Origin of the sequence: Flavobacterium humidisoli, assembly GCF_023272795.1 — a bacterium.
GTDB lineage: Bacteria > Bacteroidota > Bacteroidia > Flavobacteriales > Flavobacteriaceae > Flavobacterium > Flavobacterium humidisoli.
This window is the reverse complement of record NZ_CP096829.1, coordinates 5,379,828-5,404,193: the sequence shown is the minus strand read 5'-3', so window position 1 is coordinate 5,404,193 and position 24,366 is coordinate 5,379,828. Positions and strand designations below refer to the sequence as shown.

Annotated in this window: 18 protein-coding genes; 11 read left to right on the top strand and 7 right to left on the bottom strand. The window is 33.7% G+C overall.

Annotated elements, in window-relative coordinates:
- Window positions 1-2: 2 nt before the first annotated feature.
- Entirely contained in the window at window positions 3-1,712 is a 1,710-nt protein-coding gene (locus M0M44_RS22670) for a tetratricopeptide repeat-containing sensor histidine kinase (RefSeq protein WP_248727774.1), read from the bottom strand.
- A gap of 53 nt (window positions 1,713-1,765) precedes the next feature.
- Complete coding sequence (locus M0M44_RS22665) at window positions 1,766-1,951, bottom strand: hypothetical protein (RefSeq protein WP_248727773.1); 186 nt, start codon at window positions 1,949-1,951, stop codon at window positions 1,766-1,768.
- A 358-nt stretch (window positions 1,952-2,309) separates the two neighbouring features.
- On the opposite strand from M0M44_RS22665, the gene M0M44_RS22660 reads away from it, so the two are divergent.
- Together M0M44_RS22660 and M0M44_RS22655 are read left to right on the top strand one after the other, a co-directional pair.
- Window positions 2,310-3,278, top strand: a complete 969-nt coding sequence (locus M0M44_RS22660) for a hypothetical protein (RefSeq protein ID WP_248727772.1) — start codon at window positions 2,310-2,312, stop codon at window positions 3,276-3,278.
- 130 nt (window positions 3,279-3,408) lie between these two features.
- Window positions 3,409-3,825, top strand: a complete 417-nt coding sequence (locus M0M44_RS22655; protein ID WP_248727771.1) for a lipocalin family protein — start codon at window positions 3,409-3,411, stop codon at window positions 3,823-3,825.
- Window positions 3,826-3,913: 88 nt separating this feature from the next.
- Here the strand turns inward: M0M44_RS22655 and M0M44_RS22650 are convergent, their stop codons facing one another.
- Window positions 3,914-7,933 carry a PAS domain S-box protein gene (locus M0M44_RS22650; RefSeq protein ID WP_248727770.1) on the bottom strand — a complete coding sequence of 1,340 codons (4,020 nt, stop codon included), beginning with the start codon at window positions 7,931-7,933 and terminating at the stop codon, window positions 3,914-3,916.
- 12 nt (window positions 7,934-7,945) lie between these two features.
- On the bottom strand, window positions 7,946-8,392 hold the full coding sequence (locus M0M44_RS22645; RefSeq protein WP_248727769.1) for a response regulator: 447 nt from the start codon (window positions 8,390-8,392) through the stop codon (window positions 7,946-7,948).
- A 500-nt stretch (window positions 8,393-8,892) separates the two neighbouring features.
- On the opposite strand from M0M44_RS22645, the gene M0M44_RS22640 reads away from it, so the two are divergent.
- Window positions 8,893-10,338 carry a glycosyltransferase family 2 protein gene (locus M0M44_RS22640; RefSeq protein ID WP_248727768.1) on the top strand — a complete coding sequence of 482 codons (1,446 nt, stop codon included), beginning with the start codon at window positions 8,893-8,895 and terminating at the stop codon, window positions 10,336-10,338.
- 78 nt (window positions 10,339-10,416) lie between these two features.
- Here M0M44_RS22640 and M0M44_RS22635 read toward each other — a convergent pair whose 3' ends face one another.
- Together M0M44_RS22635 and M0M44_RS22630 are read right to left on the bottom strand one after the other, a co-directional pair.
- Window positions 10,417-11,121: an AAA family ATPase gene (locus M0M44_RS22635; RefSeq protein WP_248727767.1), complete on the bottom strand. Its 705-nt coding sequence runs from the start codon at window positions 11,119-11,121 to the stop codon at window positions 10,417-10,419.
- A gap of 28 nt (window positions 11,122-11,149) precedes the next feature.
- The gene (locus M0M44_RS22630) at window positions 11,150-11,881 is read right to left on the bottom strand and encodes a YggS family pyridoxal phosphate-dependent enzyme (protein ID WP_248727766.1); all 732 of its coding nucleotides are present in this window, start codon (window positions 11,879-11,881) and stop codon (window positions 11,150-11,152) included.
- 153 nt (window positions 11,882-12,034) lie between these two features.
- Here M0M44_RS22630 and M0M44_RS22625 point away from each other — a divergent pair, with 153 nt between their 5' ends.
- Window positions 12,035-12,298, top strand: coding sequence for a DUF2024 family protein (locus M0M44_RS22625; protein WP_248727765.1), 264 nt, complete (start codon window positions 12,035-12,037; stop codon window positions 12,296-12,298).
- Between the two features lie 119 nt (window positions 12,299-12,417).
- Here M0M44_RS22625 and pdxR read toward each other — a convergent pair whose 3' ends face one another.
- A complete protein-coding gene (gene pdxR / locus M0M44_RS22620; protein ID WP_248727764.1) occupies window positions 12,418-13,827 on the bottom strand; it encodes a MocR-like pyridoxine biosynthesis transcription factor PdxR in 1,410 nt (469 codons plus the stop codon).
- 454 nt (window positions 13,828-14,281) lie between these two features.
- Here pdxR and M0M44_RS22615 point away from each other — a divergent pair, with 454 nt between their 5' ends.
- The 7 genes from M0M44_RS22615 (at window position 14,282) to M0M44_RS22585 (ending at window position 24,364) form a co-directional block, all read left to right on the top strand.
- Complete coding sequence (locus M0M44_RS22615) at window positions 14,282-14,875, top strand: RNA polymerase sigma factor (protein WP_248727763.1); 594 nt, start codon at window positions 14,282-14,284, stop codon at window positions 14,873-14,875.
- Window positions 14,876-15,030: 155 nt separating this feature from the next.
- A complete protein-coding gene (locus M0M44_RS22610) occupies window positions 15,031-16,179 on the top strand; it encodes a FecR family protein (RefSeq protein ID WP_248727762.1) in 1,149 nt (382 codons plus the stop codon).
- A 172-nt stretch (window positions 16,180-16,351) separates the two neighbouring features.
- Complete coding sequence (locus M0M44_RS22605; protein ID WP_248727761.1) at window positions 16,352-19,669, top strand: SusC/RagA family TonB-linked outer membrane protein; 3,318 nt, start codon at window positions 16,352-16,354, stop codon at window positions 19,667-19,669.
- A 10-nt stretch (window positions 19,670-19,679) separates the two neighbouring features.
- Window positions 19,680-21,128 (top strand): RagB/SusD family nutrient uptake outer membrane protein, encoded by a 1,449-nt coding sequence (locus tag M0M44_RS23985; RefSeq protein ID WP_248727760.1) that lies wholly within the window; start codon window positions 19,680-19,682, stop codon window positions 21,126-21,128.
- Window positions 21,129-21,138: 10 nt separating this feature from the next.
- Window positions 21,139-21,903: a DUF4843 domain-containing protein gene (locus M0M44_RS22595; RefSeq protein ID WP_248727759.1), complete on the top strand. Its 765-nt coding sequence runs from the start codon at window positions 21,139-21,141 to the stop codon at window positions 21,901-21,903.
- A gap of 30 nt (window positions 21,904-21,933) precedes the next feature.
- A complete protein-coding gene (locus tag M0M44_RS22590) occupies window positions 21,934-23,424 on the top strand; it encodes a PKD-like family lipoprotein (protein WP_248727758.1) in 1,491 nt (496 codons plus the stop codon).
- Between the two features lie 70 nt (window positions 23,425-23,494).
- On the top strand, window positions 23,495-24,364 hold the full coding sequence (locus M0M44_RS22585) for a thioredoxin family protein (RefSeq protein ID WP_248727757.1): 870 nt from the start codon (window positions 23,495-23,497) through the stop codon (window positions 24,362-24,364).
- Window positions 24,365-24,366: the final 2 nt, after the last annotated feature.

Genomic DNA, 24,366 nt, shown 5'->3' with positions numbered 1-24,366 from the left:
TCTTATTTAGGCATTGTTATTTTTACTTTGAAACCTTTATTCGGTTCAGTGTCAAAAGTAATAGTTCCTTTTAAGGCCAAAATACGGTTTTCCATATTTTGCAGACCATTTTTTATAATTTTTGATTTTTCGCAGCCTTTGCCAATATCGCTGTAGTCAATAAAGAGTGAATTAGAATTGGAATTAAATTTTATGGATACTACAGAAGCTTCGCTATGCTTTTTCATATTAACCATTAATTCATGCAAAACTCTCTGAATGGCAATCTTTTTTAAATCCTCAACCGAATCCCAATTTATTTTATCGACACCATTTATAATAACGTTTGTTTGACTGCTGTTATAAGTTGAGAGCATTTCTTTTAAATTGTTCACATAATTTGTGCCTGTATCGATATCATTATTTTCCCTAGAAATTCCCCTAACTCGCGAATAAATAGTATCTAGTTTTTGAATCAAAGTTTCTTTTGTGCTTTCATTTTCTAACGGCTGTGTTTGTGTAAAAGCAATAGCATTGAAAACGTCATTTGCAAGCTCATCATGAATATCTTTCGCAATTCGGGTTTCGGTATTATAGGCCGTTTCTATTTTTTCAATTCGATTTCGATTTTGGTAATATTTCCTCAAATAAAGCAATAAAAGAAAAAGCGATGTAATGCCAATTATAAACAAGATCTTTTGGTATTGCGCTTTTTGTAGGGCAAGTAAATCCTCTGCTTTCTCTAATCGCAGTTTCTGATTTTCGTCTTTTTCTTTTTTAGAATCGTATTTAATTTTAGCAAACTTATTTTTATAATTATTTCGAATGGTAATGATGCTGTCATTTAAGAAAACAAATTTTTTAGCATATCCTGTATTTTGGGTTTCAGAATCATTGGAGATCAAAAAAGATAATGCTTTCAAACGTTCATCAATACTGCGGAGTTTTGTAGCGGTTTTGTAAGCTTCAAGCGCATACTGATTCGATTTTTTTGGATTGCTCGAAGAATAGTATTCTGCCAAATGCAAATTACTGCCAATGCTGCCGTAAAAATCATCAATTTGGTTTCGTAATATTAATCCTTTTTCCATTAGCGGAAGTCCTTTTTCTGGCATTCCATTTTTTGAATAAGCAAATCCCAAATTATCTAAAATTCGAGCTTTTTTTATGATGTATTCGTCTTTAGGAAAAATATCCTTGGCCAGTATAGGTTCTAAAATTTGAATGGCCTTGTCATATTTTTTCTGCTCAATGTAAATAACAGCAATGTTATTTAAAGGAGATTGTTTTAAAACTTCATTTTCAGAATCTTTTAAAGCCTTATTGTAATAGTAAATGGCATCTTCGTATAAGGAAAGTTCTTTATCAGCGATTCCGAAGAAGTTGTTAATCGAAATGCTATAAATATCTTTCTTTTTAATATAAGGGAGCGCTTCGGTCAAAGTTTCTTTGCTTCCGTAAAAATCTCCGTTTATCTGCTGAATAGCAGCCATCTGAATAAGATTGTAGACAATATTGGTACTGTCTTTTGAGCTTTCAAATATTATTTTCGATTTATTGAAATTGTAAAAAGCATTATTGTAGTTTTTGCTTTGAAGATTCAGAATGCCTTCATCTCTATATTTATAAGCTTCTTCCCGAGTAGGATCAGGCTTAGGCGAAACAACTGTTTTCTCTTTGCAGGAAAGGAAAAATAGAACAATTAGCAAACAAAAAAAAGGGGATCGTAGCATAAAAGTTACTTTCCCCTAAAATAGTAATTTATTACAAATTACAAATTTTTAAATTATGGTTTTTTTGGTGGTGGCGGAACCGTGATCGGATCATCATCTGGACCAATATTCGCTTGTGACGGAATAGACTCTTTTTGTACTTCAGTTTTATCTTTAGTTGTTTCTAGTTCATCAGCAGAGCAAGAAAATAATGTAGTTGACAATAGGATGCACGCTCCCCATAAATATAATGTTTTCATTTTTTTAAAATTTAAAAGTTGAACAATGGGCATTGCGTTCCGGAATTTTTTCCAGGTTGGTTTTAAATGGCAATACCAAATTTTGTTTGGGAAGTGAAGTGCGTAGAACAGTAAGATTTTCATCTATACTTCCCGGAATAAAATCCGTCTTACGGTTTTCCGCACTTGGTACATAAACTAGTTTTGTACATTTGCTTTTTGACCTGCAGATCAAAGCGATAACTAATTTTGTTGAGGCAAAGTAACAACCGTTTTGAAGCTGTATTGATACGGAATTCCAGGATTTCCTGATTCTCCGATGATGTCCAATAAAAACTTGAAAAAACTGATACTAAATCCTGAAAAATCCTGATTGCCAATGAAAAAAATTACTCAAGAGGATATTGAAAATGATTATAAAGAAGCGATTCGAGAAAAATATAGAGTTGAGAAAAGTGATGGGAAATATTCACATTATTTAAGTAATCCTTCTCAAGCTCTTTTAAGAGATTTGTGTTGGGAAATTTTTAATGCAGAACCGAAAGCTGATGATTTAGCAGTTTATCGTACCTTTTTTAAAGCTGAATTTGTTCCAAAAGAAGTTGATACCTCACAGCAATACACTGATAAGTTTAAAAAAGTGGGAGCCTTTTTTAAAGCAGAAAGAGAAACTGCAAAAATTAGTACTGTAGATTTAGCCGCAATTTTGGTTGATTTTGAGAATCGACCTTTTAGAAAATTTGTTAAAAAAGGATTTGAACCTGATTTTTCTAAAAATGAAATTAATTCTAGTACTAATGAGAAAGAAATAAAAGAATTAGATGTTGATTTTGTAGATGAAAATTTTGAGAAAGAGGCTCAAAGTACTGAAGCGGAAGTTTTATCTCCTCCTTTAGAACCAAAATCAACAAATATATTTATAGATACAAAGGAGAAAATTTTGCAAAGGTTTAAAGAGAAACTAAAGAAGACTATAATTGCAATAACTTTAATTTTTGGTTTAGTAACTACCGTGGTTTATTTCGCTTTCTTTAAAAAACACTGTATGCAGTGGACTGGAAATCATTATGAAGTTGTAGATTGTACTTCACATAATGAAAGTAGTAACTTAAATGAAGTAATTCCATTAGATAAAGATCTTTTGGATTTTAGAAAAATAACAGCGTGCGATACAACAAAATGTTTTCTAACCAATGGTGAGGCTATTGTTTGGTATGGTAAAACAGCTAATGGAATTGATTTTTTTAATGACAATGGAAATGGTTGGCACCCAGAGAACAGAAAAGCACTTCGTCCAATGACTGATTATATGTTTAAAAGATACTTAAAGGGAAAGCCTTGCAAGTAATATTTTAATTAATTTTTAAAATATCCTAAAATGCGATTTATGTAATATATTCCTAAAATCATGAAATTATTTGTAAGTATATACCTTTAATTTAGCATTATTGAATTAAATAATTAAAAAACAAACAAACATGAAAAATAAAAGTATATTATTCGTATTAGCCTTAAGCGCGGGAATGTTCGTAACCTCTTGTAGTAACGACGATAATGAAGGAGAAACAATTGTTCCAATTCAAGGTAAATATAATCTAAGCCAAAGAGGAACAATCGTAGATGGTAAAGAAGTATTGGTTGATGCACCAGAAAATGCGGCAGGATGTAATAGAGATTATTTAGATTTAAGATTAAGTAATGCAGCAGTTATTGGTGACTATAATGGATCTGATTGCGCTTTAACAGAAACTGCTGGAACTTATGTAAGATCTCATAACGATTTGACTATTACTGTTGGAAATTTGAGTTCAACAAGCGATATCATGAACCTTACTAACAAAGAACTAAAAATTAAAGACAAAACAACTGGTGTAATTACTGTTTATACTAGATAATAAATTGTTTTGAGATAATTTCAATTTGTTTTGAAATGGAAAACGGAAACTCCAATTAAGAAGTTTCCGTTTTTTTTATGGTGTAAAATTAATTGACGGGAATATAAATGTCAAAAGAAGCTCCTTCGTTGTGAATGCCAGAAGCGGTTATAATTCCGTTGTGGTTTTCTACAATTTTTTTTACAATGGCCAATCCAATTCCTGTGCCGTTATAGCGATCTCTGCCATGAAGCCGCTGAAAGACTTCGAATATTTTTTTGTTATATTGCGCTTCAAAACCAATTCCGTTATCGGAAACTTTAATGTGGCAATATTTTTTGGCTGGAATCAGTTTTTCTTCTTCCAAATCTTGGCCAAATGCAATTGTGCTCGTAATTTTAATTAAAATCGGAATTTCAGGATTTGAGAATTTCAATGAATTACTGATCAAATTATAGAGTAATTGCTTGAACTGAAACGGAATAATATCAACTTCAGAAGTTTCTCCGATTTCAATTACGGCACTTTTCTGTTCTAATTCTTCAGTTAAATCTTCTTTAACCTCCTTAATAATTTGGCTAAGATCTGTTTTTATAAAAGTGCGTTCTTGGCTATTTGTTCTAGAATAAGCTAATAAATCATTAATTAAAGTCTGCATTCGCTGTGCAGCATTCTGCATTCGTTTAAATTTATCTTTTCCGTTTTCTGATAAACTTCCCGATTCCTTTTCGATAATCTGGGAAGCAAAAGTCTGTATTTTTCGAAGTGGTTCCTGTAAATCGTGACTAGAGATATAAGCAAATGACTGGAGCTCTTTGTTCATTTCTTCCAATTCATTGTTTTTCTGCTCTAGCTCAAGTGCATTCATTTTTAATTTATCATCGGCTTTTTTCCTTTCAGTCAAATCATGGGTCACTTTAGAAAAACCAATAACATCGCCTTTTTTATTATGAACCGCCGTTATAACTACACTTGCCCAAAACAAGCTCCCGTTTTTACGTACGCGCCATCCTTCATGAATTACTTTTCCTTTTTCTCTTGCAATTTGCAAAAGTTTTTGAGGCAGATTATTTTTTTGATCTTCTTCGGTATAAAAAACAGCCAAATATTTCCCGACAATTTCCTCCGCTTTATAGCCTTTTATTTTTTCGGCACCAGCATTCCAATTCTCAATAATACCTTCACGGTTGAGGTATAAAATGGCATATTCTTGAATTTCTTCGACCATTAAATGATAACGTTCTTCACTTTTTCGGAGTGATTCGTTGATCTGAATGAGTTCTTTTGTACGAGCAGTAACCTGCTGCTCGAGTTCGTGGGTAAAAGCTTTTTCGGTATGAATGTCGGTAAACGCACCAACCCATTTTAAAATTTTATTATCAGGCCCCAAAACAGGTTCCCCAATAACAGTATGCCATCTGTAAGAACCATCTTTTCTATGCATTCTTACATCACAACGATACATTTCTCCAGTGGCCAGAGCATGTTGCCAGATTTTAATATTTTCTTCAAAATCATCTGGATGAATCATTTTTTGCCAAGAACCGTCCGTTCCGGGTTCAATTCCGGTATATTCAAACCATCGTCCCGAAGTGAAAAGTGCATTCCCTTCAGCATCAGTCTCCCAGATTAGCTGCGGAATACTTTCTGTCAGCAGACGGAACCTTTTTTCGCTTTCTTCGATTTTTTTTCTTGCATCGACTTTTTCTGTAACATCAATCAAAGTCATTCGAATTCCGGAAATCGAATTGTCACTTTCGCGCAGCGGGGCAAATTCAAAGTCAACATAAAATTGACTGCCACCATTTTGATTAGCAATAAAAAGTAACGATTCAGATTCTGAATAAACTTCGCCAGATTCGTAAACTTTCTTTAATAATTTGGCATATTTCTGTTTGTTGAGTTCAGGAAATAATTCTAGTATTTTTTTTCCTTCAACTTCCGTTTCTTCTTTTTTCCAAATGTTATTCAGCAATACAAAATTGGCCATTTCGATTACAAAATCCGATCCACGCAAAATGGCTTTCGGAACAGGAGACTGCATAATAAGATTTCGCAGTTTCTTTTCGTTTTCTTCAATTTTCTGCTGGTATTTTTTTTCTTCCGTAATATCTCGAATAGTTCCAATTAATTTTTGAGGCTGATGGTTTTCATCATAAAAAACTTTTCCTTTTCCTTCAATCCAATGTATAGATTGATCTTTCCAGATTACACGAACTTCATAATTTAGAAATCCTGAACTTAGAGCTTCTTTAAAACCTTTGTTTCGAATATGCAAATCATCGGGATGAAGATGGGCTAATAATTCTTCGTGCGTAAGCATTACATCTTCGGTATAACCGCCAATAATTTCAAGATATCTTTTAGAATAAGTAGGAATTCGCGTTTTTACATTCAGTTCCCAAGTTCCCAATTCGCTGGCTTCAACAACAATTTTAAGACGGTCTTCGTTGAGTTCTATTTTTTTTCTGGCTTCGACTTTTTCGCTTACTTCGGTAACCGTTACTAAAATTCCTGAAATAGTTCCGTTTTCTTCTTTCAAAGGATGATAAAGAAAATCGAAATAAGAAGTTTCTATTTTTCCGAATCGATTTAAAGGAACAGGAACTTCAATTCCGTGAAAAGGAATGCCAGTTTTTAAAACGTTGTCCAATAAAGCACTAACGCTCTCTTTTACTTCTGGCAGCGAAACATACAAAGGTCTTCCAACGAAAGATTCTTCATTTTTGTCTATAATTTTAAGGTACGCTTCATTGGCCATTTCAACCACATATTCTGGTCCGCGCAAAATGGTGATTCCAACAGGAGCCTGCCTTACGGTATTACGGAATCGTTTGTCGCTTTCTTCAATTTTTTGTTTGGCTAAAAACAAATCTGTAATTTCTACAGCAGTATTCATTACACCATAAATTTTCCCATTTAGGTCGTATAAAGGAGTAAAGCTGTAATTGAAATAGAAAGATTGCAATACATTATCGATTACAATATCAATGCGGGAATTTCTGGAGTGAAACGATTGTCCAGTATTGAATACCGATTCGACTTGTTCAAATACCGATTGATTGTGCAATTCGGGAAGAATTTCTTTGTAAGTCTTTCCAATAACGTTTGAACCTTTTCCCCAGATTTTTATAATCGATTCATTAGCGAGTTCAATACGCATTTCTTTTCCGACATACACGGCAATTGGAAAAGGGGCATTTTCAACTAATTGTCTTATTTTTTGTTCGCTTTCTTCTACTCTCGTACGAGCCAAAACTTGGGCAGTAACCTCTGTCGCGATTGCTACAACTCCAGAAATTGTGCCGTCGATTTCTCTCAAAGCTTCATAAACAAAATTTATATAGGTGTTTTCGGTTTGTCCGTTTCGGTTTAAAGGAACAAAAAGTTCGTCAGTAACGATTTTTTTTCCTGAGATAAACACGTTTTGCAATATTTCATCAAGTCCTTGTTTTTTCAATTCTGGAAGAACTTCAAAAATAGGTTTATTAATGATATTTTCAGCTTTTGCACCCCAAAGCTGTAACATTTGTTCGTTGGCGATTTCAACAACATTGTTTTCGCCTCTAAAAATACACATTGCCACTGGAGCCTGCATAATGTTATTGATAAACCGCGAATTGCTTTCGTGCAAAGCATCAGAAACAATTTTCTTTTCTGTGGTTTCAATAACAGTCACCAAGATACCGCCAACAGATCCGTCTTCTATTTTTATGGGACTGTATGAAAAATCAAAAAAGCAATCTTCCATGTAGCCATTTCGATAAAGTGGGACTTTAAAATCAGGGAAACTTACTGCATTTCCCTGCATAACATCGGCAAAAAGAGGCCCAATAGTGTCCCAGATTTCGCCAAATGTATCTTTAGAACTTCCGCCTAAAGCTTCAGGATGTTTAGAGATTCCTAGAATTGGACGAAAGGCATCATTATAGAGTTGAGTATAGTTTTTTCCCCACGCAATGTACATTCCAAACGGATTGCCAAGGATCATTGCAGTCATTGTTTTTAAGCTTTGCGGCCATTTTTCTGGATCACCCAAAGGCGTTTTTTTCCAATCTGCGGAACGAATTAATTCTCCCATTTCTCCACCTTCGGAAAGAAAATAATGTTCCTTTTGTTTGCGGTTCATTTCCAGAGAAGATTAAGGTTGCAGAATGAAATTGGCTCTTTCGGGCTGTTTAAAACTATTTACGGGCGCAATGGTCAGTGCTTTTTCTATTACATTTTTGAGTTTAGAAAATTCACCGGGCTTTCTAATATAAAATGAAGCACCTTTTAGATATAAATTATCAACGATTTCGCTATCTAGCGAAGTAGAAAAAATAATAATTGGCAGATTTTTTAAGCTTTCGTCTTCTTTTATTTCGGCCAGACATTCCAAACCATTTTTTAGTGGCATGTTTAAATCTAAAAAAAGAACATCTGGAAGATTGGTACTATTAGTTTTTAAATAATTCATCAATTGCACGCCATCGTGTACCACTGCTAGAGTGGTGCTAATCGTTATTTCGTCGAGAGCTTCTTTAAAGAAAAGGCAGTCATCTTCGTCATCATCAGCCAATAAAAGATAATAATGCTCTTTGGTCATTTTTTAGTCTCCTTAAATTTAGTGTTTAATTTGCTTGGATAAATTTAACTTTTTTAAGTAAAACTTCTCGTTTTTTTAGGAAGAATGTTTTTCTAAAGACGAAAAAAAATAGAAAATTTGATTGTTTTCTTTCTTTTATGCAATTTTAATTTAGTAATTGCGTTTTATTTATTCTTGCAGTTTTATGTTTTTGAGACGTGCTTTTTGAGATTCGCATTTCTTTACCAAATAGAAGACAGAAAATACTGTAAACCCTTCTGGAACCTCACTTCTTTCATTAAAAAAATACCGTTTTAGTGTATACCGTATCCAAAAAGTGTAAAATAATTACACACTCTTTTTTGTTCTTGTTTTTCTAAATAGCTCTATACCAGTTTAAAACTGTATTGGCATGACGCTTGCAAATTGTGTTAATGTCAAAATCTCTAATGTGTCCGTTTTTGAAAGGAAGAAGATTTTGCTAAAAGCCCAATTAAGGAAATTAAAAAAGGAGTATAAGCATGAAAAGCGAAACAATTATCTCAGAACAATTTTATGCGAACAGCAGTTCAGCTATCAGCGAAAAAACATTAAACGGTTCTTTTTTTAGAACCAACGAAAAATCACAAAAAGTACATGTAGAAAGACCAACAAGTCCTTTCGGATTAGCGGTTCTTATTGCAACGTTCTTATTATTAATTGCAGGTGTCTTTATGGTAATTCAATTGCAAGACGATTTCGAACAATTTCATTTTGAAAGAATTGCTTCGACTTGGGGATTACCATTTTTAATCATCACCACCATTTTATTCTTTTATCAAGTGGGAGTGTTCTTGTACAGCTCTTATTTGTATTTGAGATATAAAGCAATTCCGTCTGTATCAGACGATTTATTGCCAACTTGTACGATTATCGTTCCAGCATACAATGAAGGAAAACTAGTTTGGGATACTTTATTGAGCCTTGCAGAAAGCGATTATCCAGCAGAAAAATTACAGCTTTTGGCTATTGACGATGGAAGTAAAGATGATACTTGGTATTGGATGCAAGAAGCAAAAGCAAAATTGGGAGATCGTGTAACGATTTTTCAGCAGCCTAAAAACCAAGGAAAACGTCAGGCATTATACAGAGGATTTAAATTAGGAACAGGAGAAATTTTTGTAACAGTAGATAGTGATTCTATTGTAAAAAAAGATACTCTAAGAAACTTAGTTAGCCCATTTGTGGTAAACAAAAAATGTGGTGCAGTGGCAGGAAACGTTCAGGTATTGAACAATAAAAAAGCAATATTGCCAAAAATGCTGAATGTAAGTTTTGTAATGAGTTTCGAATTCCAACGTTCTGCAGAAAGTCAATTAGGATCTGTATTATGTACACCTGGTGCTTTGGCAGCGTACAAAAGAGATGCCGTTTTCAACTGTCTTCCAGAATGGATCAACCAAACTTTTATGGGGCAGCCATCAGATATTGGAGAAGATCGTGCTCTAACCAATATGATTTTGAAACAAGGTTTTGAAGTGAAATTTCAAAGAAATGCTGTGGTATTAACCAATGTTCCAGAGGAATACAAGGGATTATACAAAATGTTCATAAGATGGGCGAGAAGTAACGTTCGTGAAAACCTTATGATGGCAAAATATGTTTTTACAGATTTTAGAAAAGAATCAAAATTTGGAGCAAGAATGTTATTCTTAAACCAGTTTTTTAAAATTGCAATGACATATCCGTTTCTATTGTTTATGTTTTACTTTATTGCAGTTCACCCAGTGTTGTTTTTAAGTTCAACATTAATGGCAATCTTAATCTTTTCAAGTTTTTCCATGTTGTTTTACGCAAAAAGATATACACTTTCAGAATCTTTCTGGGCTTATTCTTATAGTGTTTTTTACACTTTCAGTTTATTCTGGATTGCGCCTTATGCCATTGCAACAGCCAACAAAAAAGGCTGGTTGACAAGAGGACTATAAATGTAGTACACTATTCATTCTATTATATAAAACTCCGCCCAATGAAAACCCGCTGTAGTGTCAGCGGGTTTTCTATTTTTATTTAGCATCTAGTGCAGCGATAATCTGCCTTTTCATTGTGGTATTGCTGTAGTCTAAAGCTTCTGCATAAGAAACAGAATATTTTCTTTCTATGTTTTGAAAATGCTCTGGAAACGTGCTTAAAATTTTATCGTAATAAATATCCAGCTGTTTTTCTGAAGGCATTTCATATTTCAAACGAAGCTGAAATCTTCGCAGTAAAGCGGTGTCAATTATTTCGTAGTGATTAGTGGCACAAATCAATAAACTATCTGAAGGGAAATAATCAAAAAGCTGAATGATGGTGTTTACCAAACGCCTCATTTCGCCAACATCTTTGTCGTCGCTGTCACGACTTTTTCCAATTTGGTCAAATTCATCTAAGAATAAAACGGCTCTTTCGCGAATAGCTTTATCAAAAATAGCTTTTAAGTTTTTAGAAGTTTCGCCTATCCTAGAATCTACTACAGTACTCAGATTTACAATAATAATTTTTTTGTTTAAAGTATGGGCAATCGCTTTTGCGGTTGTTGTTTTACCGCAGCCAGAACTTCCGTATAATAAAATCTTGTTGTCAACTTTAAGATTGTATTTTTTTAATTCCTCTATATATTGATGTTCTTTGATAATCTGAAGCAAAGCAGCTTTATTTTCTTCGCTAAAAAATAAATCGTCTAAAGCAATTTTTTCAGTATCAATTACAGTAAGATCATTCAGGTTCATCTCTCATTATTTGCTGCAAAATTAAGTTTTATTCTGCAATGTTTTCGTTCCAGATTTCTTTTCCTAAAAAACGGTTTCCAAAGATTGATGTGCCAATTCGCACCATATTAGAACCTTCAGCAATGGCAAGTTCCAAATCCTGAGACATTCCCATCGAAAGTTTCAAATCGGTTAAACCTTCAATTTCTTCCGAATAAATTTCATCCCGAATTGTTCTTAAAAGCCTTAGGGACGGAATCATTTTTTCTTTTTCAACATCTAAAAGCCCAATGCTCATTAAACCTTTAATATTCAAGGTCTCGTACGTTTTTATTTTTTTAATGAAAGATAAAACGTCTTCTGGCGCCAATCCGAATTTGCTTTCTTCATAGGAAGTATTGACTTGAACAAAAACATCCAATTTTCTGTTTTGATTTTGGAGCTGTTTGTGCAATTCATCAGCCAAATTGATTCTGTCCAAAGATTGAATGCAAGTAACATATTTCAAGACATCTTTTATTTTATTCGTTTGAAGATGTCCAATAAAATGCCTTTCAACTGGAAGATTCTTCAAAACATCATTTTTATCTCGCAATTCCTGCATTTTGTTTTCACCCATCAAAGTTTCGCCAGCTTCTATCGCGATTCGTATTTTTTCGGCAGGAACCGTTTTGGTTGCCAATAAAAGCTGTACATCTTCAGGATTTCTTCCAGCAATCTTGCAAGCATTTTCAATGCGTTGATGAACTTTAATTAAATTAAAAATAATATCGTTTTTCATATTGTAAAATTAAATCTAAACCACAAAATTCTACTGGACCAGTACACTTCAAAAAATGAAAAAACTGGATGATTTACGGCTTTTATATCTACAGTAAATTTGTGTCATAAACCAATAAAACCTAGAACTTTAGTAACTTAGAATCTTAAAAACATGAAAATAGCAGTTTGGGATACTTATGTAACCCGCAAAGACGGAAAAATTATGCACTTTGATATTTTGGTAGAAGAAAATGTTAACGATGCAGAGCAAGTATACGAATACGGAAAAGAATACCTGAAAAGTGTCGCACAAGAAGGGCAGACTTTGTCTTCTAAAGAATGTCGTTTCTGTCACATTGATAAAGCACCAATTGAAGTAGAAAATCAGATTCGCGAAAATGGGTTTTCTATTATTGAAATGGAAAATTGTAATTAAATTAATTGCAAGCAGATAAAACAGATTCGCTATCGCGAAAACGCTGATTTACGCTGATTTTAAAAATTAGTTTTATCCGTGTCTTTGCGATAGCAAATCCGTGAAATCTGCGTCTAATTTTATAGTAATCTTGAAAGCGCTTTTAAACCTTCTTCCATTTGTTTTTCTGAAAGCGAAGCATAACCCAAACGGAAACCTTGGATTGTTTCATCAAAACTAAAACGATCTGGGCTCATGATTTGAATGCCTTGAGATTTTAATTTTTCGAAAATCTCTAAAACATTAATATCTGCTTTAGGAACAATCCAAAAAGCAAGTCCGCCTTCGGGTTTTGTAAATGTGATTTTATCCTGAAGGTATTGATTTAATAAGCTTTCGAAAAAATCTCGTTTGCTTTTGTAAACCAAATTAGCTTTTTTAAGATGCCGTTTTATTTTACCTTCATTAATAAGATTTAAAATCGCTTCTTCCATAATATTATCGCCTTGGACATCGATGATTTTTCTATGATTCCCAATGTTTAGAACATTCTCATGCGAACTGACTAAATATCCAATACGCAACGCCGGCGCAACAATTTTGCTGAATGTGCCAATATAAATATAGTTTTTCAAACCCGAATAACTCGAAATAGGAAGTATTGGTCTTAGTCCGAAATGAAATTCGTTATCGTAATCGTCTTCAATAATTGTAAAATGATATTGGTTGGAAAGTTCTATCAATTTTAATCTCTTTTTCAGAGACAGGGTAACAGTAGTTGGAAATTGATGATGAGGTGTAACATAAATTGCTTTTATATTTTTATGTTGCAAATATTTTTCGACTTGATCGATATCCAATCCGTCCGATTCTATATTTACAGGAAGTAGAGTTGCACCTGCATTTTCAAAAGCTTCCCAAGCGGGTTTGTAGCCAGGATTTTCAACCAAAACAAAATCGCCTGATTTTAAAATACAATGAGAAGCAAGATACATCGCCATTTGACTTCCGCGTGTAATACAAATTTGATCGTGCGAAATGCTCATGCCACGTTTAAAATTGAGCATTTGAGCGATCGATTTTCTAAATTCTAAATTTCCCAATTCGCTACTATAACCCATAATTTGCCAACGTGATTTTCTATTGAACAGCTCACGATATGCTCTAGCCAAATCATTCATTGGTGCCAATCGGCTATCAGGAAGTCCGTCATCAAAAACTAAAAAACTTTTAGGATCTTCAACTTCAACTTTTGGCTCTTTTTTATTTTCTGACGAATGACTGATTTTTGGGAGCGATTCTGTTACAAAAGTTCCCTTTCGGTCAATGGTTACCAGCCAACCTTCAGCAGTTAAAACATCTAAAGCTTCTACAACAGTATTTCGGTTTACTTTCAGTAATTCAGCCAATTGTCTGCTTCCTGGCAATGCATTTCCGTTGACCAATTTTCCTGTTTTGATAGCGTCAATTACAGCATCGGCAATTTGCAGGTAAATCGCTTTATCTGATTTTTTGTCTATCTGAATTTCTAATGGCCAAGGACGAAGCATCTGGACTGTTTAGTATTTGTTTATTGATGGTTAAAAGTAGTCCAAATTTACAATAATTGTAAAAGGAATGATTTTAAATTTTGTTTGATGAGTATTTGAAGTCCAAATTCAATTTTAAGATAAAATGATGATTTAATAAAATTAATTTTGAGTTTTGATTTAAAGAAATTAGCTACGCTGTTTTTTTAAATTTAATAAAAATATAATTTTAACGTAATCAAAAATGAAATTTGATTTTTTGAAAAATCTATTTTATTTGATAGATATAATTTACTTAAGTTTAAAAAAGTGCTCTATTTTGTGGTTTTGATTGGATATGTTTTAAGAATTTATTGCTTTTCAAATTAAGAATTATAGCAAATATAAAATTGTGTGGTCGAGAACAAATTAGGATTATTATCTAAATTTATTATGTTTGTTGCGAATTATTCAATTTATATAAAGGAGCAAGTCATTGTCGAATATTATCTCAGATCCAGATCAAATAGTAATTGATCGCCTTCGTGGCGGCGATGAATCGGCGTTGACAGAATTGTATAATAAATTTTGGCAGGCACTTTTTATGTCTGCTTATAATGTGATTAAAGACAAAGAATTGTGCGAAGATATTATTCAGGATATTTTCATGAATATCTGGCACAACCGCGAAAAAATAGAAATTCATATTTCGCTAAAAGGCTATATGTATGCCTGTGCGAGATATCAGGTTTTTAATCATTTGAGAAAAAATAAAGACAAAGTTCATGTGGAACTTTTTGATGATCTCGAAAAACGTTTTCTGTCGACCACTCCCGAAACACAGTTGATGCACGATGAACTAGTGGAACAGCTCAACATGATAATTGAATCACTTCCTGAAAAATGTCAGGCAGTTTATAAGCTAAGCCGTGAAGAGCAGCTGAGCCATAAAGAAATTGCCGAAAGACTTAATATTTCTACAAAAACGGTCGAAAATCATATTACTAAAGCACTCAATACCATAAGATCGTCTATGGGAGAAAGTATGAGCGTGGCTATGATTTTATGGCTCTCAAAAAATATTTTTTAGCAAAAAAATAATGCAGTGGTTGGATTGGTGATGTGTGGTTTTTCTTCTTTTTTAGTTGTCTTTCAAAAAAAATCAAAAAAAATACGATTTGGACTAGGGGGTATGTGTCTTTTTGGATACTTACTTAATATACTCCCCGAATTAATGTTAAAAAAATGAAGAAAGAGGATTTTATAATATTGCTAAATAGATACCTTTCCGGTGATACCAATCTCGAGGAGAATAATAAGCTATTGAATTATTACGAGAGTTTTCAAACCAAAGAAGATTGGAATGACACATTGGGTTCTAGAGAAGAAATGGAACTCAAAATGAGAACGCGTATTCAAAATGCAATTCAGTCTGAAGAAGTAAAAATTATTCCTATTCAGCCTTTTTATGCTAAAAATACTTTTAAACTAATAGCAATGGCGGCATCGTTGTTATTGTTGATTTCAATTTCATTAATCATTAATAAAACAAATCCGCTTAAGATTGAAACTCCGCAAGTTGCCCATAAAGAAATCTTAATTGGAAGCGATAAAGCAACTCTGACTTTAGAAGACGGTTCTGTTATAGCCTTAGAAAAAGGAAAATCGTACACCAAAGGAAATGCTTCCAGTAACGGAGAAAAGTTAGTTTACAGCTCAAACGGAAAATCGGCCGCCATTGCCAATAACCTTTTAACGATTCCGAGAGGCGGACAGTTTTTTGTACAGTTGGCAGACAGTACCAAAGTCTGGCTGAATTCAGAATCACAATTAAGATATCCTGTCGCTTTTGTTGATGGAGAAACCAGACAAGTAGAACTGGTTTATGGAGAAGCGTATTTTGAAGTATCGCCAAGTACCAAACACAAAGGTTCGAGATTTAAAGTGAAAACTGAAAATCAGAATGTAGAAGTAATTGGAACCGAATTTAATATTAAAGCGTACAGAGACGAATCTGCTATTTATACCACTCTGGTAAAAGGAGTTGTAGCCGTTAGCAATACTAGTAAAAAACAAATTCTGGCTCCAAACCAGCAATCTAAGATAACAGAGTACAACGGAAATATCGCCGTTTCTGACGTAGATGTTTACAATGAAATTTCTTGGAGAAAAGGGTTATTCGTGTTTAAGGGAATGCCTCTAAAAGATATTGCGAAAGTATTATCAAGATGGTATGACGTAGATATTGTATTTGCAGATCCAGCGCTTGGAGACGTAAAATTTAATGGAGTTTTAAACAAGAATCAGAAATTAGAAGACATATTGACCACGATCAAGAATATTAATTTTATTAATGCCTATGAGAAAAAAGACAATAAGATTATAATCAAATAAAAAGAAAAGGGATTAAAGTTTAGACCTCTCACCGTACTGCGCTTTATCCCTTTCTGTGTATTAACCAATAAGTCAGTTTTATTAACCAACCAACCAATTAACATGTAAATTTATGAAATTTAAATTAACCAGTGCCTATTTCTATTTTAGAAAGAGGCTAATTATTAACATTATGAGAACTTTTATCTTCTTGTTTTGTACTACAATTTTTGGTTTTTCTCCCGTAAATCTATTTTCACAAAACACGAAAGTTGTAATTACAGCTGATAAAACAGTATCTGTTGACGAAGTTTTTGACATTATTACAAAACAGACCAATTATACTTTTATTTATCAGGAAGATTTATTTAAAAAATTGCCTAAAGTACACTTGAAAAAAGGAAAAATTAAGGTAAATGATTTATTAGAAGCCAGTTTCTCTGATAAAGATTTTGATTTTAGTTTTTCTGCTGGAAATACGATTGTTGTAAAAGAAAGAAAAGCAGATAAATTTGTAGTTCAATCTAAAATAATCGAAATTAAAGGAACAGTTACCAATGAAGCCAAAGAACCACTGCCAGGAGTTAATATAAAAGTAAGAGGTACAAATACAGCTGTGCAAACCGATTTTGACGGAAAATATACAATTAGTGCACCAGAAGATGGGCAAATTTTGTTTACCTATATCGGGCACAAAGCACAGGTCGTGGAGATAAACAAAAGAAAAATAATAAATATTACACTAGCACAAGAAACTAAAGAACTTGTTGGAGTCGTTGTAAATACAGGGGTTACGGTTCGTAAGAAAGAGTTAATTACAGGTGCAGTCACTGTTTTTAGAGGTGAAGAATTAAGACAGGTTTCTACGCAAAATGCGGTACAGGCTTTAAAATCATTAGATCCGTCTTTTATTGTGGTCAATAATAATATTGCAGGTTCAAATCCAAATATTCTGCCAACAATCGAAGTGAGAGGACAGACAAGTTTAACGGCCAATCAGGTTGACAGCCAGTTTAGAGACGATCCAAATCAGCCTTTGTTTATTTTGGACGGATTTCCAACTACTTTACAGCAAGTTGTCGATTTAGATATTAATAGAATTGCGAGTATCACTTTATTAAAAGATGCGGCATCAACAGCATTATACGGTTCTCGTTCTGCAAATGGTGTTGTGGTAATTGAAACCAACAAGCCTCTTCCTGGAAAATTGCAGTTTAATTATGTGTATAATTCTTCTTATGAATTAGCAGACTTAAGTGTTTATCATTTAATGAATGCAGCTCAAAAATTAGAATTCGAAAGACTTTCTGGTGCATACATTATTAAAGATGGTACTAGCGAAACAACTCCCTTAACTTGGGATAAAGAATACAATAGACGTTTAGCCGCAGTACGCAGCGGTGTAAATACGTATTGGTTAAACGAACCGATTCAGATGGGAATTACTTCTGGACACAGTTTGAATTTTGGCGGAGGTTCTGATGAGTTTAGATTTAACATTGCAGGGAATTACAAAACACTAACAGGAACAATGAAAGGTTCTGAACACGATACTTGGGGCTATAATACGACTTTGACTTACAGAAAAAACAAATTAAGTTTTAACAACCAATTTTTTGTTTCTGGGGGAACGAATCAGGAATCTCCATACGGTTCATTTGAAACTTGGGCAAAAGCAAGTCCGTATTATCCAAAGTATAACGAAAATGGAGTAATAACACGTTATATGGATGGTTCGTCATTGCCATTAACTAGCTTGCAGACAATTGTAAACCATCCGGCTAATCCGCTTTACAATGTCTTTTTAGGAAGTTATGACAAAGGAAAGGATTTTAATTTCACGAATAACTTCGCTATTAATTATGACGTAAACTCACATATCAAAGCAACCGGAGCTTTATCTGTTTCAAGACTTGATAACTACAATGTTGTTTTTGTTTCTCCAGACGATACTCGTTTCATTAATAATATTGCGACAGAAAAGGGAACTTATAACAGGTATGATGCTATTACCGATAAATGGAATGCGAATCTTGGTGCAACGTACTCGAATGTTTTTAAGAATGTTCACTCTTTTAATTATACCATTAGAGCTTCGGCATTAGAAACAAAAAACAATTCTTATAAATCATTTTTAAGAGGATTTCCTCTTGGAGTTCCCGGAAATCCATCATTTGCCTTTGGTTATGAACCGAATGGTAAACCAGAAATTTATACAGAATTGATAAGAAGCGTCGATTTGACTAACCAGATTAACTATGCTTACGATCGCAGGTTTTTATTCGATTTTACTCAAACCATTTCTGGAGCAACCAATTTTGGAACCAACAAAAAATATTCGCCTTATTGGGGAATTGGTTTTGGATGGAATTTGAACAATGAGTTTAAAATGAACGAAGATATTGTCAATATATTTAAAATACGAGCCAATATTGGTCAGACTGGAAACCAGAATTTAGTAGGTTTTGCCTCTTATGATATATATGCTTATAATCCAAATACAAACGTTTTTGGTCCTGGATTGGGAGTATCTCAAATTGCAAACCCAAATTTAGAAGCACAGAGAACCAGAGATTTGTCTTTAGGGTTAGACTTGGCTATGTTTAGAAACAGATTTACGATGACTCTGGGAGCTTACAAACGTAAAACTTCTCCACAGATTGTAGCTATCGATCTTGCAGCTTCAACAGGACTTAACGGTTATCCTTTAAATGTTGGTTATTTAACTACACAGGGATTAGAGTTAAAAATGAACTACAATTTTATCTACGATTTGAGCAGAAATTTTGTTTGGGGAGTTGGTTTAATGGGAACTACAGGAGATAATGAGCTTGGAGGTTTTGGTAATGCATTAGCTTCTTTAAATTCTGAGGCGCAAAAAACGACCAGTTTAACGAGATATTATGACGGTGCAAGCAGTAATGATCTTTGGGCTGTACCTTCATTAGGAATCGATCCTGCAACAGGTAGAGAAGTTTTCTTAAAGAAAAATGGCCAGACCACTTTTATTCTAGATAAAAAAGATGAAGTAGTAATGGGTAATTCTAGAGAAACTGCTACAGGAGTAGTTTCTACAAACTTAAATTATAAAGGGTTTAGTTTTGGATTGTTTGTGCGTTATAGTTTTGGTGCAGAAAGATTTAACTCTGCCTTGTACAATAAAGTAGAAAATATTTCGAGAGATAATATTTTTGATAATCAAGACGTCAGAGCTTTTACAGATCGTTGGACAACTCCTGGACAGATGGCACAATTTAAAGCGATAGGATTAACGAATAATACACCAATTTCATCCCGTTTTATCCAAAAAGATGATTACATCTCTGGAGAATCTATTCGCTTAGGCTACAGATTAACAGATAGAGCTTGGTTAAAAAGAAACGGATTAACTGCTTTAGGATTTAATGTTTTTGCAAACGAGTTTTTCCGCATATCAACCATAAAAGCAGAACGTGGTATCGATTATCCTTTCTCAAGAATATATTCTTTGAGTCTTAATTTATCATTTTAATAAAGAAATTATGAATAAGTATTTATATAAAATTGCATTCCTTTTGCTTGCTTCTTTAGTTGTAGTAAGCTGCAGTGATTTTTTGGATGTTGTGCCACAAGATAAAATTTTAGAAGATCAGGCTTACAATTCCGAAGCTGGTGTGCAGAATGTACATAACGGACTTTATCTTCAGCTAGCCGTTAACAATCTTTATGGAAGACAACTAACTATGGATGCCGTAGAGATTTTAGGACAGCAGTATAATATGGGAGGATCGCATGTTAAAGCTAAAATAGCAAGTTATTCGTATGCTGAAACGCTTCCAAAAAATACTTTTGCTGCAATTTGGCAAAGTGCTTTTACAACAGTTTTATCTGCAAATAAATTTTTAGAAAGCATTGACGAACATTCTGAAGTTATTTCGGCTGAGAAAGCAAATCTATTAAAAGGAGAAGCTATTGCAATCCGTGCCATGCTGCATTTTGATATGTTAAGATTGTACGGGCCAATTTATAAAGTAGCGCCGGCAGATCCATCAATTCCTTATTATGATGCTCCAGTAACATCAAATAATCCGCTTTTGCCAGCTAAAGATGTTATTGCAAAAATCACAGCCGATTTGGATACAGCCATAGCCCTATTGGCAAATGATCCAATACTTACTACAGGAAAAATCTCTGGATCGACAGCATTTGACGCGAATCCGTATTATTCCGTAAACCGCGGACAAAGAATGAATATACTAGCAGTAAAATGTTTAAAAGCCAGAGTTCTTTTATACACGGGAGACAAAACTGGGGCTTTTGCTTTGGCAACCGAAGTTATAAATTTTGTAAAAGCACAGCCTGTTGTTTCTTGGACTCCATTTTTAGAAGCTACAAGCACTTCTAATCCAGATCGTATTTTTTCTGCTGAGAATTTCTTTGCTCTCAGCGATTATACTTTATATACCAAACAAAAAGCGCTATTTGATTCTAGCTTAGACGATTTTAATATTTATGCTCCAATGCTTAGCCGATTGAATGCAGTTTTTGAATCTAATGATAATGATTATAGAAGTCTGCCAAGCTGGAAAATTCCAATTACAGGAGGAAAAACCCAGAAAACATTTTTCAAATATGAAGACGTAACAGACAAAACCAAAATTTTCCGTTTTCAGATTCCGATGTTCAAACTTTCAGAACTGTACCTTATTGCTGCAGAAACCGCACCAGTGCCGGCTGATGGTATTGCCTTTTTAAACACGCTTCGATTTAATAGAGGTTTGACCAATTTGGCAGCAACTGCAGTATTGGCTACAGAAATTACTAAAGAGTACAGAAAAGAATTTATGGGCGAAGGACAATTGTTCTTCTACTACAAAAGAATCAATTCGACTGCAATTCCAAATGGTTCTGCATCTTCAGGAAATGTTACAATGAATGCCGTTAAATACGTGGTCCCATTACCAGATGCAGAAATTAATTTTCAAAATTAAAAAAGTAATCATGAAAAAAATATTGATTTTAGGTATCACTTTTCTATCTCTGATAGGCTTGACATCTTGTGATAAAGAAGAAATTGAAGTTTATAAAGACACCAATAACATTTATTTTCCACGTGCTGTATTTCCAGCATATACCGATGGACCGCTTATAGACAGTACTGGATTCAGTTTTAGTTTTGATAATGCTTCTATTATTGGAAGAGTTTATTTTATCCCAGTGCGAGTTCAAGGAACTGTAAGTGATGTTGACCGAAAAATTAAAGTTTCGGTAGATCCTTCAAGTACAGCAGTTTTAGGTACACATTTTTCGTTGCCAGAAAATATTGTTCTGCATGCTGGTAGTGAAAAAGATTCTATTCAAGTAATAGTTCATAGAACCATAGATTTAAAAGATAAGGCTGTAACATTAGTTTTGAATTTGGAAGAAAACGAATTTTTTACTGTCAATATGAAGGACAGAATAACAAATGTTTTGACACAGAAAAAGATCAACTACACGCGTTTTAAGTTGACATTTACAGATAAGCTGACGCAGCCAATAGGATGGCAGGCTGTATTTGGTGTATTCACTGCAAAAAAATTCTTTTTAATGTGCGAACTCATGAATCTAGAACCAGAAATGTTTAATCAGCCGCAAGGTTCACCGGGACTTTCCATTCCTGAAACACTCTACTATGCAAGTTTTATGAAACGTTATCTGACCGATCAAAAAGCGGAAGGCAATACTATTTATGAGGAAGACGGAAAAGAAATGTTGTTTCCTTAATAACCATTCTCTAATTTAAAATATAAAGCGATGTTTAAAAATATAAAAATACAGACAGCCGTACTAATGCTTCTCCTTTTGGTATACGGATGTGTAAGCGACGAAGGAAATTACAATTATGAGAAAATCAATGAATTTAATGTAACAGGAATACAAAAAGAATATACGGTTTATACGGGAGATTATTTTAAAATTACACCCGAATTAAATCCAACTTTAGATGATGGATCAGATCCTGATCGCTACGAATATAAATGGGTCGCATTAAATCCTGCAAAATTGGCTTACGAAGCCAGAACAACTATTGCAACCACAAAAAATCTTGATGGTATTTTGAAATTACCGCCTGCAAAATATGAACTTTATTACTTTATCAAAGATAAAGTGACAGGAGTAAACTGGCAGCAGCCGATTATTACATTAAATGTAGTTTCTTCTATTTATGAAGGATGGCTGGTTGTGGGAGATGTAGACGGAAAAGCTCGATTAGATATGGTTTCTATAATCCCAGGAATTCCGCAGCCGCGTATTATAAATGATGTGTTAGATGCCGCTGGGTCTGCATTAAAATTAAAGGGAAAAGCTGTAGATGTAGAATCTTTCAGCGGGCCTTTGCCAGGAAGTGTTATTTATGGAATCTATGTAACAGCATCAGAATCTGGAACAGCAAGATTAGAACCCGATTCTTTTGAATGGAATCAGACCATGAATATTGCATACGAAACCGTTGGAGGAAGTTTTCCAACAAATTTTGCAGTAGATTTTATGAAATGCCCTATTGGATCAGAAAATTTCCTGTATAAAGATGGTAATATTTATTACTACAATAGAGCACTGCAAATTAGATATGGATTGCCGCAAAATAAAGTAGATATCGAAACTAAAACTTTCTATGCAGCTCCTTTTATAGCAGAAAGTTCATCAGCAGGAACTCCTGTCTTTTTTGATGTCGAAAAACATCGTTTTCTGCGTTATAGTACATCAAAAGGAAATTGTTCGGCAATGCCTCCCGTTACTGCTTCTCCAACAGCACTAGATTGGAATAATACCAACTGCGAGCTTGTTTATATGACTACATCAAATTTCAATTTCAATGAAAGTTTTGCAGTATTAAAGAATATCTCTACAGGCAAATTCTATCTGCTTCGTTTTAGTGCAAGTTCCGTGCAGACCTATTACAAAGAGATGCTGAACGCACCTGATTTGGATAAAGCAACAAAATTTGCAGTAAGTCCAGATGCAGGCTATTTATTTTATACTGTCGGAAACAAAGTGTACGAGTATGACAGTGGAACTCAATCTGCAAAATTAATGTTGGATAAAGGAAATGAAGAAATTACCTATCTAGGTTTCAGCAAGAGAGGAAAAAAAGAAATTATCAGCAAATTAATTGTCGGTTCTTACAGTATAACAGGAAAATTAGAATTGTATACAGTACCTCCTGTAAATGGAGATTTAATTTTGGAAAGCAGTTATTCAGGCTTATGCAAAATTGTCGATGTTACTTATCGCGTGCGATAATTAAAACTTAAAAACAAAACCGAATAAAGAAAAGACCTCATTCTTTATTCGGTTTCTAAAACCACATTTTATGAAACGATTTTTAAAAATCGCAAGCGCAGTTTTGCTGCTTGCCTGTCCGTCTATTGCCTTAAAAGCACAGACTCAATCTACCGAAGAAAGCCTGGCGCAGGCCAAAAAACAAGCGCAAACGGAGAAGAAATTAATCTTTGTTGATTTGTATTTCACAGGTTGTGCGCCGTGTGCACAAATGGACAAAGAAGTATTTCCAGATCCAAAAGTAGCAACTGTTTTAAGTGCAGATTTCGTCACTTTCAAGTCTGATATTTTAAAAGAAGAAATCGGTAAAAAATTATGCATGAAATACGGCGTAACTGGATTTCCGACTTTTTTATTTATGAATGCAGATGGAAAAGTAATTGATATTGCTGGCGGATTTCAAAACGTTGAGCAGTTTACAGCTTTGCTTCAAAACGCAAAAGAAGCTTCTAAAAAAGGAATTTTTAAAAAGTACAGTCCAGAAATTCATGAAAAAGAGTATCCTGATTTTTATAAACAAGCTTATTTAGATGGAAAAAGAAATGTGCCGTTTGAGGTTATCGATACGTATTTAAAATCCAAAGATGCTTCTGAAGAGGTTTCTTTTGTGATTATTACCGGATTAAGAGTGGGTAAACAATATGATGATCCATTTCTTTTAAAGAGTAAAAAATTAATGGAAGATTATGGAAGATGGAACGTTACAAGTCACGTGTTTACCATTTTACAACGCAAGAAAAGAGAATACGAAAAAAAGAATGATCTAAAAGGTTTTACAGAATTAGTAAATGGTTCAAAAGAACTTTATACGCCTGAAGAATTTACAAAATATTCTGGAATTTTATTAAAAGACTTCGGAGTGGAAAAAGTGGTAGTGAAGCCAAATACGGCACAAAAGTAATC

Bases quoted from the DNA above. Each gene is read 5' to 3' on its own strand.
- M0M44_RS22660 (WP_248727772.1), top strand. From the start codon at position 2,310: ATGAAAAAAATTACTCAAGAGGATATTGAAAATGATTATAAAGAAGCG.
- M0M44_RS22595 (WP_248727759.1), top strand. From the start codon at position 21,139: ATGAAAAAAATATTGATTTTAGGTATCACTTTTCTATCTCTGATAGGC.
- M0M44_RS22590 (WP_248727758.1), top strand. From the start codon at position 21,934: ATGTTTAAAAATATAAAAATACAGACAGCCGTACTAATGCTTCTCCTT.
- M0M44_RS22635 (WP_248727767.1), bottom strand. From the start codon at position 11,121: ATGAACCTGAATGATCTTACTGTAATTGATACTGAAAAAATTGCTTTA.
- M0M44_RS22670 (WP_248727774.1), bottom strand. From the start codon at position 1,712: ATGCTACGATCCCCTTTTTTTTGTTTGCTAATTGTTCTATTTTTCCTT.
- M0M44_RS22610 (WP_248727762.1), top strand. From the start codon at position 15,031: ATGAAGAAAGAGGATTTTATAATATTGCTAAATAGATACCTTTCCGGT.
- M0M44_RS22630 (WP_248727766.1), bottom strand. From the start codon at position 11,881: ATGAAAAACGATATTATTTTTAATTTAATTAAAGTTCATCAACGCATT.
- pdxR (WP_248727764.1), bottom strand. From the start codon at position 13,827: ATGCTTCGTCCTTGGCCATTAGAAATTCAGATAGACAAAAAATCAGAT.
- M0M44_RS22655 (WP_248727771.1), top strand. From the start codon at position 3,409: ATGAAAAATAAAAGTATATTATTCGTATTAGCCTTAAGCGCGGGAATG.
- M0M44_RS22585 (WP_248727757.1), top strand. From the start codon at position 23,495: ATGAAACGATTTTTAAAAATCGCAAGCGCAGTTTTGCTGCTTGCCTGT.
- M0M44_RS22640 (WP_248727768.1), top strand. From the start codon at position 8,893: ATGAAAAGCGAAACAATTATCTCAGAACAATTTTATGCGAACAGCAGT.
- M0M44_RS22605 (WP_248727761.1), top strand. From the start codon at position 16,352: ATGAGAACTTTTATCTTCTTGTTTTGTACTACAATTTTTGGTTTTTCT.
- M0M44_RS22650 (WP_248727770.1), bottom strand. From the start codon at position 7,933: ATGAACCGCAAACAAAAGGAACATTATTTTCTTTCCGAAGGTGGAGAA.
- M0M44_RS22625 (WP_248727765.1), top strand. From the start codon at position 12,035: ATGAAAATAGCAGTTTGGGATACTTATGTAACCCGCAAAGACGGAAAA.
- M0M44_RS22665 (WP_248727773.1), bottom strand. From the start codon at position 1,951: ATGAAAACATTATATTTATGGGGAGCGTGCATCCTATTGTCAACTACA.
- M0M44_RS23985 (WP_248727760.1), top strand. From the start codon at position 19,680: ATGAATAAGTATTTATATAAAATTGCATTCCTTTTGCTTGCTTCTTTA.
- M0M44_RS22645 (WP_248727769.1), bottom strand. From the start codon at position 8,392: ATGACCAAAGAGCATTATTATCTTTTATTGGCTGATGATGACGAAGAT.